Annotated in this window: 11 protein-coding genes; all 11 read right to left on the reverse strand. The window is 64.8% G+C overall.

Going from position 1 to position 12,739, the window contains the following annotated elements:
- Nucleotides 1-97 precede the first annotated feature (97 nt).
- Entirely contained in the window at nucleotides 98-1,333 is a 1,236-nt protein-coding gene (locus R3D65_RS02595; protein ID WP_371273668.1) for an alpha/beta fold hydrolase, read from the reverse strand.
- 59 nt (nucleotides 1,334-1,392) lie between these two features.
- The gene (locus R3D65_RS02600) at nucleotides 1,393-1,869 is read right to left on the reverse strand and encodes a cytochrome c-type biogenesis protein CcmH (RefSeq protein ID WP_371273669.1); all 477 of its coding nucleotides are present in this window, start codon (nucleotides 1,867-1,869) and stop codon (nucleotides 1,393-1,395) included.
- The gene (locus R3D65_RS02605) at nucleotides 1,866-3,860 is read right to left on the reverse strand and encodes a heme lyase CcmF/NrfE family subunit (protein ID WP_371273670.1); all 1,995 of its coding nucleotides are present in this window, start codon (nucleotides 3,858-3,860) and stop codon (nucleotides 1,866-1,868) included. Before R3D65_RS02605 ends, R3D65_RS02600 begins: the two co-directional genes overlap by 4 nt.
- 25 nt (nucleotides 3,861-3,885) lie before the next feature.
- The gene (ccmE, locus tag R3D65_RS02610) at nucleotides 3,886-4,335 is read right to left on the reverse strand and encodes a cytochrome c maturation protein CcmE (RefSeq protein WP_371274343.1); all 450 of its coding nucleotides are present in this window, start codon (nucleotides 4,333-4,335) and stop codon (nucleotides 3,886-3,888) included.
- A gap of 16 nt (nucleotides 4,336-4,351) precedes the next feature.
- On the reverse strand, nucleotides 4,352-5,527 hold the full coding sequence (gene ccmI / locus R3D65_RS02615; protein WP_371273671.1) for a c-type cytochrome biogenesis protein CcmI: 1,176 nt from the start codon (nucleotides 5,525-5,527) through the stop codon (nucleotides 4,352-4,354).
- 74 nt (nucleotides 5,528-5,601) lie between these two features.
- Nucleotides 5,602-6,033, reverse strand: coding sequence for an RT0821/Lpp0805 family surface protein (locus tag R3D65_RS02620; RefSeq protein WP_371273672.1), 432 nt, complete (start codon nucleotides 6,031-6,033; stop codon nucleotides 5,602-5,604).
- A gap of 59 nt (nucleotides 6,034-6,092) precedes the next feature.
- The gene (locus R3D65_RS02625; protein WP_371273673.1) at nucleotides 6,093-7,469 is read right to left on the reverse strand and encodes a sensor histidine kinase; all 1,377 of its coding nucleotides are present in this window, start codon (nucleotides 7,467-7,469) and stop codon (nucleotides 6,093-6,095) included.
- A gap of 17 nt (nucleotides 7,470-7,486) precedes the next feature.
- Nucleotides 7,487-8,152 carry a winged helix-turn-helix domain-containing protein gene (locus R3D65_RS02630; protein WP_371273674.1) on the reverse strand — a complete coding sequence of 222 codons (666 nt, stop codon included), beginning with the start codon at nucleotides 8,150-8,152 and terminating at the stop codon, nucleotides 7,487-7,489.
- Between the two features lie 75 nt (nucleotides 8,153-8,227).
- Nucleotides 8,228-8,530: a hypothetical protein gene (locus R3D65_RS02635; RefSeq protein WP_371273675.1), complete on the reverse strand. Its 303-nt coding sequence runs from the start codon at nucleotides 8,528-8,530 to the stop codon at nucleotides 8,228-8,230.
- 98 nt (nucleotides 8,531-8,628) lie between these two features.
- Entirely contained in the window at nucleotides 8,629-8,835 is a 207-nt protein-coding gene (locus tag R3D65_RS02640) for a hypothetical protein (protein WP_371273676.1), read from the reverse strand.
- A 16-nt stretch (nucleotides 8,836-8,851) separates the two neighbouring features.
- A complete protein-coding gene (locus R3D65_RS02645) occupies nucleotides 8,852-12,739 on the reverse strand; it encodes a glycoside hydrolase/phage tail family protein (protein WP_371273677.1) in 3,888 nt (1,295 codons plus the stop codon).

Genomic DNA, 12,739 nt, shown 5'->3' on the forward strand with positions numbered 1-12,739 from the left:
GGCGCCTTGCCGGCACCTTCAAGGCGATATCTAGGTCACGCGACATTACCTCGCTCTTTCCGGCGAATGAAACTTTTGTAATGTGCGCGGCAGAGCGTCACCCGTCGCCATTCACGCGGGTGGCGACCTTCGATCCATGCTCCAGTGTGCGATGAACAGGGCACTTGCCCGCGATCTCGACGATCTTGTCACGAAGGGCTTCCGGCACGCCGCCCTCGACCGTTATGACGCGCTCAAACCGGTCTATCCGGCCGCCCTTCGCCTTCTCCTCGTCACTGCATTCCGCGCAATCGGCCATGTGAACCTTCGCATGACTGACATCGACGGTCACGCGGCCGAGCGCCAGCTTCTTGCGGTCGGCATACATGCGCAGGGTCATGGAGGTGCAGGCGCCAAGTGCGGCCGACAGGAAGTCGTAGGGCGATGGCCCGGTATCCAGACCGCCAACGCTTTCGGGTTCATCGGCGAAGAGACGGTGCCGGCCGGCCAGAACAGAGTTCTGGAAGGTCCCCTGCCCGGTCTCGGAGACACGCACATGTTCACGCACGCTCTCGCCCTGGGCACGATCCTCCGGCAGGTAGCGCGAAACCCATCCGGCAATGACCGAGGCGGCAAATTGCGCGTCGCGCGGCTTTGTCAGCAGGTGATCGGCATGGTCGAGGGAGATGAAGCTCTTGGGATGGCGCGCAGCCTGGAAGATCGCGGCGGCGTTGTCGATGCCGACCGTCTCGTCGAGGGGCGAATGGAGGATCAGCAGCGGCTTGCGCATGTGACCGACGGCGTCGCGGACATTGGCCGCTTCCACATTTTCCACGAACTCGCGGGAGATCGTGAAGCGGCGGCCCGCCAGCACGACCTCGGCCGATCCGTTCGCGCGGATAGCATCCAGCGAGGCGTGGAAGTTCTGCAGAACGTGATCGGCGTCGGCGGGTGCGCCGATGGTGACCACGGCCCGGACCTCCTCAATCCGGCCGGCAACCGCCAGCACTGCCGCGCCGCCCAGCGAATGGCCGATGAGAATCGCAGGGGCGGCGTGGTTGTCGCGCAGCCAGTCGGCGGCCGCGATCAGATCGGCGCAGTTGGAGGAGAAGCTGGTGTTGCCGAATTCGCCCTCCGAAGATCCCAGGCCCGTGAAATCGAAACGCAGCACGGCGATGCCTTCGCGCGCCAGGTCGGCAGCGATGCGCCGGGCGGCGAGAATGTCCTTGGAGCAGGTGAAGCAATGGGCAAAAAGCGCATAGGCGCGCACCGGGCCATCCGGCATGTCCATCCGGGCAGCCAGTTTGCCCCCCGAATGGCCGCTGAACTCGATACGTCTCCATGTGGAAACCATGGTCTGCTCCCCCCGAGTGCCCGTCACGGATCAATGCATGCACATGGCATCACATGGCATCAATCACCTTCGGACAGGATTTTCTTCAGTTCCGCGTCTTCCGCCACGCTGAGGCCGGCAGGCGCGGCGCGGCGGCGGTTCTTCACATTCATGGCGACAAGGAAACCGCCAAACAGCAGAACGAGCAAGGGCGTGCCCCAAAGCAGCAGTGTCTGCGCCGAGAAACGCGGCTTGAGAAGCACGAAATCGCCATAGCGCGAGACCACGAAATCGATCACTTCCTCATTCGAGTCGCCTTCGCTGATCCGCTCCCGCACAAGCACACGCAGGTCGCGCGCCAGATCGGCATCGCTGTCATCGATCGACTGGTTCTGACAAACAAGGCAACGCAGCCCGGCCGAGATTTCGCGGGCCCGTTCCTCCTGTTTCGGATCGGCCAGCATCTCGTCGGGCCGGACGGCCAGCGCGGGAAGTGACTGAAGAGCGACGAACAGGCATGCCGCGAAACCTGCCAGAAAACGGCGGGAGGGACTCATGCCTTCGCCTCTGCGGCAGCCTGCGGCGCAGCCTTGCGGCCGGACCGGGAGGGCGCACCGACGCGCAGCCTGCGATCCGCCAGCGAAAGGACACCACCGGCCATCATGACCAGGCCACCAAGCCAGATCAGGGTCACCAGAGGCTTGTACCAGACGCGCACCACCATGCCGCCATTGGATGCGGGATCGCCAAGGGAGACATACAATTGCGAGAAGATGAAGGTATGTATGCCCGCCTCGGTCGTCGGCATGCGGCTGGCCGTGTAGACCCGCTTTGCGGAGGCGATATCGGCCATTTTCGCTCCCTTGCCGTCGAGCAGCGAGAAACGCGCTTCGTCAGCCTGGAAGTTCGGGCCCTGTATGGCCGCCATCTCGTCGAAACGAAGCGTATATCCGGCCACAGGCAGGGTATCGCCCTTTTCCATCGTCAGGATGTTTTCGGTCTGGAATGCGCTGACCCCGACTATTCCCAGAAGCGTCACGCCAAGACCGAAATGGCCAAACGCGGTGCCGAAGGCCGAGCCCGGAAGGCCGCGCAAGCGGCGCAGCATGACGGGAAACGCCGCCTTGCCGACACCGGCTTTCAGGGCGAGATCGGTCAGGCTGCCGGCAAAAAGCCAAACGGCGAGACCCGTGCCAAGGGCCGCGAAAAGGGCGTTGCGATCAACGAACAACAGGACGAAGGCCACGCCCGCCAAGGCCAGGGCGAACGCCACGAAAAGGCGTTGCGTTGCCGCCCAGAGATCGCCACGCTTCCAGGCCAGCAACGGGCCGAATGGAACGGCGATGAGCAAGGGGATCATCAGCGGCCCGAAAGTGAGGTTGAAGAATGGCGCGCCGACCGAAATCTTTTCGCCGGTGACCGATTCCAGCAAAAGCGGATAGAGCGTGCCGATAAGCACGGTCGCCGTGGCCGTGGTCAGGAACAGGTTGTTGAGGACCAGGGCGCCTTCACGCGAGACCGGCTGGAACAGTCCGCCGGCATTCAGGGAACCGGCTCGCCATGCAAACAGGGCCAGCGATCCGCCGATGAAGACCATCAGGATCATCAGGATGAAGACGCCGCGCGACGGATCGGTGGCGAAGGCATGAACCGAGGTGAGAACGCCCGAGCGCACCAGGAAAGTGCCCAGAAGCGACAGCGAAAAGGTGATGATGGAGAGCAGTATCGTCCATATCTTGAGCGCGGAACGCTTTTCCATGACGATCGCGGAATGGAGCAGCGCAGTGCCGGCGAGCCAGGGCATGAACGACGCGTTTTCCACCGGATCCCAGAACCAGTATCCGCCCCAGCCCAGTTCGTAATAGGCCCAATAGGAGCCCATCGCGATGCCTGCGGTGAGGAATATCCAGGCGGCGAGCGTCCAGGGGCGAACCCAGCGCGCCCATGCCGCATCGACGCGGCCATCTATGAGGGCCGCCACGGCAAAGGCAAAGCTGATCGAAAACCCGACATAGCCGAGATAGAGAAGCGGCGGATGGATCGCGAGCCCGATGTCCTGGAGGATCGGGTTGAGATCCTGTCCCTGGACGGGCGGATTCGCCACACGCGCGAAGGGATTGGACGTGAAGAGGATGAACAGCAGAAACGCGGTTCCGATCCATCCCTGAACCGCGATGACAAGCGCCTTCAGCCTCGATGGCAGGTTGCCGCCAAACAGCGCCACAAGGCCGCCGAATATCGAGAGGATGAGGACCCAGAGCAGCATCGAGCCCTCATGATTGCCCCAGGTGCCGGACACCTTGTAAATCAGTGGCTTGGCGGAATGGGAGTTCTCGACCACGTTGAGGACGGAGAAATCGGATGTGACATAGGCCTGGACGAGCGCGGCAAAGGAGATGGCAATCAGTGCCAGCACAGTCAAAGAGGCCGGCGCCGCCATTCCCATCAGCCGCTCGTCACCGGTGCGCGCGCCATAGACCGGGATCACCGACTGGACCAGTGAAACAGCCAGTGCAAGCACCAGCGCAAAATGTCCGATCTCCACCATGCTCAAGCCTCCCCAACCGCCAGCATCATTGCTCGCCTTCCCCGGTTTGCTGCCAGACGCCCTTTTCCTTCATGCTGTCGACAACTTCCTTGGGCATGTAGTTCTCGTCATGCTTGGCCAGCACCGTGTCGGCGACGAACTGCCCGTCGCCATTGAACAGGCCCTCTGTCACCACACCCTGACCCTCACGGAAAAGGTCGGGAAGGATGCCGTCATAGGTAACCGACACATCCTTGAGCGTATCGGTTACCGCGAAGCTTACCCGCGTGCCCTCCCCGCGCACAACCGTTCCCTCTTTCACGAGACCGCCAAGACGCATGCGCTGCCCTGCCTGAGCCTCGATGGAAGTCAGATCGGACGGCGTGACGAAGAAAACGATCTTCTGGTTCAACGCCACCAGCACAAGGCCGGCTGCAAGCCCGAGAAATGCCAGCCCGCCCAAAATGACGGAAAGCCGTTTCTGTTTCCTGGTCATTGCCATCGTCGTTACCTCATTGCGTACTGACCGGTGCCTGAATGCCCAGCGAAGCCGCAAAGGCCGCCAGTTCGCCGGCCTGCTCCGGCTTGTCCTCGAATGCTGCCAGCGCCCGGCTCAAGGCCGCCGCGGCATCATCCTTGCGCCCCATCACGGCATAGGCGCGAATAAGGCGCTGCCAGCCTGCGGCATCGTCCGGGTTTTCCTTCAGGCGCTCGTCGAGTTGGGAGATCATTCCCTCGATCATCGCCATGCGGTCCTGTGCGCTCATCTGCTGGGCGGCAGCCACATCCTCGGCAGTCGGTCCGCGTTCAGGCGCAGGGGCGCCCGATTGCGCCGTCTCCGGCAAGGCGGGAGCCTCTGCGCCGGATTCGCGGATGGCATTGACCGAAGCCGCGCGCCAGGGCGAACCATCCGCGGCCGTCTCGCTCAATTCCCGCCAGGCCGCGCGCGCTTCCTCCAGGCGTCCGGCCTGGGCAGCGCCGACGGCAACGAAGAAACGCGCCTTCTCGTTTCGAGGCTCCAGCGCGAGCGCCCTGCGGAACGCTTCAAGCGACGCGCCATCGACGATGCCCTGCGCTCCGGCACCGAGCGCCTCGCCAAGGCCATTGAGGCGTTGGGCGTTCTCGCCCCTGATCCGGATGAGATTGCGCCAGGCATTGGCCGAATCGTCAAACCGGCCAAGGCGCATGTAGATCGGACCCAGGACTTCCCAGCCGGTCGCATCGTCGGGATTGCGCCGCAAATGATCTTCGGCACGGGCCACCAGTTCGGCAACCGAGGCGTTGGCCGGGTTCTGCTGCATCCGCATGGCGAGCGGCTGATCAGGCAAGGAGGGCGAGCCGAGTGCAGAATAGAGTCCCCAACTGACAACCGGAATCGAGAGGATCGCCAAGCCGGCCACAACCCGGGACATTCGGGCGACAGAAACCGTGTGTGCGGCCTTTGCCTCGGCATCCGCCTTCAGGAGCCGGCGTGCGATCTCCGCGCGCGCCTCTTCTGCTTCACGGCCCGAGATCAGGCCGCGCGCCTCGTCGCGCTCCAGTTCCTTGAGCTGGTCCTTGTAGACCTCGCGGTCATAGGCCGCGGCATTGTCGGCGGCTGCAGGCGCACGCAGCATCGGGCGCAGGAGCGCCACGGCTGCGGCAAGGGTCAGGAAAATGGCAACAATCCAGATCGTCATGACGTTCATTTAGCCATTGCCAAGGCCGCTGCCAACCAGTGCAAAGTTGATTATCGGTGGCACATTTCGCCACAGGGGCGCCATCAGTTCAAAAGGGTCCAGCTTCCATCGGGATTGCGGCAGGCAGCACCGCGAAATTCGGACACTTCGCCCTTGCGGTCGAGGACATGGGTATACTGGCGGCAATTCTGCGACCCGACCTGATAGGGTTGGGCCGGTGTCACCGTGCCCGACACGCCATAGCCCTTCCAGGCCACGCTTTCCCCACCGCGCGCATATTCGAGCGCGCGATATTCCGCCTCCAGCGCACGGCGCTGGTCGCTCGATCCCGCCTCAAGCAAATTGCCTTGCGCCACGAGACCGCCGCCCAGCGGAGCCAGCAGGTTTCGCTCCACCGCGGCTGCGCCACGCGGAAGGGCTTGGGCCGGCGCAAAGGCTGTCCGCGTGACCGAACCGGTCGCGCAGCCGGCGGCCAGCAGAACAGGGGCCAAAGCCAGAAGCCGGATCATCTGCATGATTTCATCCCTCGAATCTTGGCAGCGACATTGCCCGATAACCGCAGCTTATGTCCGAATTAGGACATACGCCATGCTTTCGCCACAGGCAGTTCCACCTTTGCTTCCAATCCGCCCAATGCGGCCCTTCCCAGCGAGAGGCGTCCGCCATATTCGCTGACCAGCTCGGAAACGATGGAAAGGCCGAGGCCGCTGCCCGGCACCTGTTCGTCAAGCCGCCTGCCCCGTTTCAGGGCCTCGGCGGCTCTTTCGGCGGGAATGCCCGGACCATCATCGGCCACGCGCACGACGAGCCGGCCTTCGCCATCTTCCGCAAGAGCAAGCGTGACGGCATGGCGCGACCATTTCACGGCGTTTTCCAGAAGGTTGCCGACAATTTCTTCGAGATCCTGCTCCTCCCCGGCGAAGATGACAGGCCGGTCGGGAAGATCGGTCGCGATGTCCTTGTCCGGGTTCAGCTTGGCGACCACACGCGCCAGGCGCTCAAGAACGGCGGCCGCATCGGCACGGTAGATCACGCTTTCCCGCTGGGCAGCGATGCGGGCGCGCTGAAGATAGTGCTCCACCTGGGAACGCATCGCTTCGGCCTGCTGCCCGATGATCCGCCCCCTGTCGCCGCCAAGGGCATTTCCTTCGTTGACGATCACGGCAAGGGGCGTCTTCAGCGAATGGGCGAGATTGCCGACCTGCGTGCGGGAGCGCTCGACAATGCGCCGATTGTTCTCGATGAGGGCGTTCATCTCCTCGGCCAGCGGTTCGATCTCGTGGGGGAATGGACCCGCCAGAAGGTGCGCCCTGCCCTCGCGAATGTCGCCCAGCGCCATCCGGACCCGGTCGAGCGGGCGCAGGCCATAACGCATCGCCATGGCATTGATTGCCACGAGCGCCAGGCCGAGAATGGCGAAATAGGTCCAGATCTGACGCCGGAAGGCGGCAATGTCCGCGCGCAATTCTGATTCATTGCCCATGATGCGGAAGCGGGCAGCCGCTCCCGTGCCGCCCAGTTCGAACTCGCTTTCGAACACCCTGACGCGCTCGCCGGCAAGGCCGTCGGTCACGTAGGTCCGGCGAAACATGCTGTCGAAGGGAACGCGAGCGGGCGGCGGCGCCGCAACTGGTCCGGTCATCGAGGGCGAGGACAGCGGCGCCTCTATGTCGCCGGTGACCGGCTCCACGGACCAGTACCAGCCCGATCGAGGCTGGGAATAGCGGATGTCGCCGAAATCGGGTGATCCATCCAGCCGGGACTCGGAATCAAGGCCGACCGAGCCGATCAGGTTGAACAGGTGCGCGGACAGCAACTGGTCGAAATTCCTGACGCTGGCACGGCTGTAGAGCGTGGCGATCACCGTGGCGATGACCAGCAAGGCAACCACGACGAGGACGGTGGACAGAAGCGTGACCCGCAGGGCCAGCGATTTGGGAAGAAAGCCCATGCGATCCGAAACGCCGCTCAACCGGCGTCGGCGCGCAGGCGGTAACCCATGCCACGGACAGTCTCGATCAGGTCGACGCCCATCTTCTTGCGCAGGCGGCCGACAAACACCTCGATCGTGTTCGAATCGCGATCGAAATCCTGATCGTAAAGGTGCTCCACGAGTTCGGTTCGCGAAACCACCTTGTCCGGATGATGCATGAGATAGGACAACAGGCGGAATTCATGCGACGTCAGCTTCAGCGGCTGTCCGTTCACGTCCGCCTTGGAATTGCGGGTGTCCAGGCGCAGGGGCCCGCACGTGATCTCTGACGAGGCATGACCCGCGGCCCGGCGGATCAGCGCGCGCAAGCGGGCCAGGACTTCCTCGATATGGAACGGCTTGGCGACATAATCGTCCGCGCCGGCATCAATGCCGGCGACCTTGTCGCTCCAGCGATCGCGGGCGGTCAGGATGAGCACCGGCATGGTGCGGCCTTCGCGGCGCCAGCGCTCCAGCACGGAAAGGCCGTCCATTTGCGGCAGGCCAAGGTCGAGTACGACGGCGTCGTAGGGTTCGTTATCGCCAAGAAAATGCCCTTCCTCGCCGTCAAATGCACAATCGGTCACATAGCCGGCTTCAGCCAGGGCTTCGCAAAGCTGACGGTTGAGGTCCTTGTCATCCTCGACAACCAGTATCCGCATGGGTGGCAATCCTCTCGTGCACTGCTTCCATTGTGCCGGAATCCGGCGTCCGATCAATCCGGCCCGAGCCCGTGCCTATTGATAGGGAACAACGATTTCCTGCCGGCTCGGACGCTGTCCGCCGCCGCGCGGCACAAGAACAACGATGACGCAGACCGACTGGCCGCCCCGCGTTTCCTGGGTCGCCTTGGCAAGCTGCCCGCCTTTCTGCGACGCCACCCGCTGGCCGACGGCATAGCAGCCACCGGCCGCCTGGATTGCGGGAATTGCCGGCGCAAGGTCCGGCCGCGGCAAGCTCCATGCAGCGGCAGGCGATATGGCGGCAAGGGCCAATGCGCCAGCGGCAAGGAGACGGATCAGGGTGTTTCTCTTCATCATGGGGCGGGTATACCGGCTCGCGGCTGAACATGACATGAATGATTAGGCCATGGAACGGCGGGCCTCCAAGGCCGGAGCCGTTCCATGGCCAGCCGCGTTCAGTCGATGACGGTCTGCGCGGAAAGCCTGCCGATGATGGCGGCAAGACCCGACAGTGCCGTCACCGCTTGCAGAATGGTCTCCGCGAGGGCCGAACCATCGAGACCGGCGACCGGCAGGCCGGCCATTCCGGCAACCGCGCTGGCAATGGTCACGAGCGAGGCCCAAATGGTCTTGGAGAGATACCACGGCTTGGTGTCGTTCATGGGAAATCCTTTCCTTTCATGATGTTGAAACAAGGTTCTTCAGGTTGAAGACAGCATCTGCCGGCAATCCGTGACCGGCCGCCCCCCCGGCCTGACGGACTGTCAGCCGGATATCGGCGATATCGACATCGCGCGCCGCGGCGACGGCTTCGGCGGGCCAGAGGAAGACGGGTTCGGCGACCTCGGCTTCGGCCAGCATGACACCGGAGGCGTTGCGCATGACCCGGACGGCATAGGATTCCCGCTCTTCACCCAGCGGCACCTCATCCCATCCATCGGCGCGAATCCGTGACCGCCGGATCCAGGAAAAGCGGACTGCGCCTCCTGTCGCGCGGGCGGCGCGCAGGTGGACCGGACTCAAGGGCGTGAGTGCGCGCAAACCACCCTTCGCCCTGATGACCGCCGCCTCATCGCCCGTGACGAACGGGGCGAGCGGCCGGGCGCGCCAGGACAGGTCGAGCCCCGATTCGCTTGCGCGCAGGCCGGCAGGCTTCACCGCAGCGTCGAGCAGGACGACCGTTGTCCCGGCGGGCGCGCCGCTCATCAGGTCTTCGGTTCCCGCCTGGCCGCGCAACAGGCAGGACAAGCGCCAGACCGAGGGGCGGACTTCCTCGGCCTTCTGGAATTGCAGGATCTCCCAGCCTTCCGTGCCCACCTGCACCGCAGCGGCATTGGCGCCGGAAAAAAGCTGGAGATCGGAAACCGATTCCAGCTCGGCGTCGGGAAAGGCGACCTCGATCGAGGCGCCGCGCTCGCGCAATGCGCCCAGGCCCGGCGGCAAGTCAGTGACAAGCATGCCGATGGCAGCAGGACGATCCAGTGTCGCCCGCAAGGCATAACCGGAGGATTCGGGCGAGGCCTCAAGCAGATGCGTGCGCCATGGCCTTGACCAGACAGCGGCACAGAAGGCCTCGCTCACGTCGGCGAACGCCTCGGTCATCGGCAGGTCCATCAGTACCGCGTCCGGCACGGCAAGCGCGGCTACCCGGCTTGAAACCGGCGCACCGGTTCCGGCGATGTCGGGCTCGGGCGGCAATGGCACCACCCGGCGCGCCCGGACCATGTCCGTCAGCCCTTCCTCGACTTCCGTGACCAGAAACATCCGGCCGGGCTTGTCCGGAAAGACCAGGCGCTGGCCGACTTCGACGCCGCTGGCCGGCGGGAGTGAAAACCGCCGGTCCTCACGGGCGTTGCGGATGCGGGCAAGCCAGCCGGCAGCCAGTGACCTTGCCATCCCTTCATGCAGGATGCCGGGATAGGAAAGGCTGGCTTCCGCACTGCCGTCCGCTTGCGCGGCGACGCGGGTGACGGCACCTTCATAGTTCCTGAACGGATCCCTGCACGCCAGCACCGCCACATCGGGAATGTCACCGCTGGCAGCCCGCTCGGTCTCCATCGCCGCATCCCGGCCAGCCTCGATCACATCCGCGATCCCGCGCGGGGCGGCCGCGCGGTCCTGGCTTGCAAAGACGAGGTGGCCGTCGCGCTCATGCACGGACAGGCCATGGATCATGACCAGCGGTTCCAGCGTTTCCCGCGCGCTGGCGGCGCTGTCGATCACGATGCCGCAGGCCATGGCATCCACCGCCTCGACATCGGCGGCGGGCAGGCCGTGGCGGGCGAGGACCGCGTTGATGACATCGCCGATCCAGACTGCCTCCAGCCGGCCGTTCAGCCAGTGCCCGCGCGACCAGTTGCCGCCATCGGCCCAGGTTTCGCCGTCGCGGGGAAAGGCGGGGAACGGGCGCGTGTCCCAGGCCCAGCAATAGAGCCTGCCGGTGTCGACCATCGGCAACCCGTTCAGCGGCGAAGGCGGATTGGCCTGCCCGCCGCTGTTCCAGTGGGCAAAATGGGCTTGCAGGAAGCGGCGCTGGACGAGGTCGTCGCGTCCGCCGGACGAGAAATGGGGCACGAAGCTTTCAGACGATTTTGGATCGAGAAACACATTCGGCTGGTTTCCACCCTTGTCGATGGCAGGACAGCCGATTTCGGTGAACCAGATGGGCTTCGCACCGGGGATCCACGGGCTTTGGACAGACGTTTCCGCGCCGCCGCGCCGCTCCACATGGGCGTTCAGCCACCAGCCTGCCAGGTCCTTGTAGCGGTAGACCCAGGGCTTGCCGTGGGCGCCATCGGTGATTTGCGTGCGTTCGCGGAGGGCGCGGGCGGCGGCGCCGGCATAATACCAGTCATGGCCTTCGCCACCGGCAATGGCCCTGCGCATGGCTTCGCCGTCCTGCGCCGATTGCGCGGCATCGGGATTGCCACCCTCCAGATCGTTGTCGCGCCAGTCCGACAGGGGCATGTAATTGTCGATGCCGACCGCATTGACGGCTTCGTCCATCCACAGGTCGTCGAGGTGCCAATAGACATTGCCGGAGCCGTCAGCCGGCTGGTGACCGAAATATTCCGACCAGTCCGCCCCGTAGGTGATCGTGGTTTGCGCACCCAGGATTGTCCGCGCCTCGCGGGCGAGTTCGCGAAGGCCATGAACGAAGGGGAAGACGTCGCTGTCATCGCGCAAAGACGTCAGGCCGCGCAGTTCCGATCCCAGCAGAAAGGCATCCACGCCGCCTGCCTGCGCGCAAAGCCGGGCATAGTGAAGGATCATGCGGCGGTAGCCCGCGCCATTGGCGGCGCTGGACCAGTCCGGCGCACCCGCCAGGCGTATTGCGCCCGGACCATCCTCCCGGCCAAGGAATTCGGCCAGTTCGGCGCGGATAGCGGCGCTGCCGTCGGGCGAATCCGGCTGCCCGGGCGCGTCGGACGCCGTTATGCGGCCGCGCCAGGGATAGGCGGGCTGTTCGCTGCCGCCCCATGGGTCAGGCAGGCCGTTGCCGGCCGGAATATCCATGAGCAAAAACGGATAGAACGCCACCTTCAGCCCACGCGCACCAAGGTCGCGGATGGCCTCGATCACGGTGGCATCCGCCGGTGTGCCCCCATAGGCGGCGCGGCCGTCGACACGGCTGACCTGGCGGGCCTGCAAACGGCCAATACCGGCCACCGACCAGGCCAGGCTCGTGCCCGCCAACGCGGTTTCGGTCACGCAGGGTTCGATACGGCAATGGCCGGCGCGCAGATCGCTCGCGAACCAGGGCACGACCAGCGCGACATGGCGCAGGTTCGGGCACAGGGCCTGCAATTCGTCCAGCGCGGCGGTAAAATCGCTTTCGCCATGCAGGACATGGCGATTGAGCGTTTCGCGCTCGCCGGCGCGGACATCGCGCGTGACAAGCGAAGGTGACAGGCCGTATTCGGTGGCGCCGGGAATGAGCGTGACGGCGCGGATTTCCTCATGGAAGGTTCCGGCCGGGGCGAGGACCTCGAATTGCAATTGCGGAACGCGGTTGCCGAAGCCGTCAAGGGCCAGCCGTTCAAACACCACATAGGCGGTGCCGCGATAGGCCGGCGCATTGCCCGTGCCCTGCCTGGCCTCGACCAGCGGATCGGGAAGCTGGTCCTCCGCCCCGGTATAGACGCGCATGTCGACCCCGGTCAGGTCCAGTTCGCGGCCATCGGCCCAGACGCGGCGCACCCCGGCAACCGGGCCTTCGCACAGCGCAAAGGCGACATTGGCGAAGTAGCTGTATTCCGTCACCTTCGGCCCGCCTTTCACGCCCTGGCGGCGGGTGGTGCGGGTCTCTTCGAACCGTGTCGCCCAGATCATGGAGCCGGCGATGCGGGCGGCGCCAAAAACCTGTGGCAGCACGGCGCCCTCCTCCGCCTGGAAAGGCCGCATGCCGGACAGGCGAGGCCCTTCGTAGCGCCGGGTGGACTGGATGACGGCATTGTCGATGGCGTAACCAGCCATGGCGCCGGCGGCCGAACCAATGGCCGTGCCGACCGGGCCGAGGAAACTGCCGAGAAACGCGCCCGCCGTCTGCAAAAGGATGGTGGCCAT

This window comes from Zhengella sp., assembly GCF_041397485.1.
Classification (GTDB): domain Bacteria; phylum Pseudomonadota; class Alphaproteobacteria; order Rhizobiales; family Rhizobiaceae; genus Zhengella.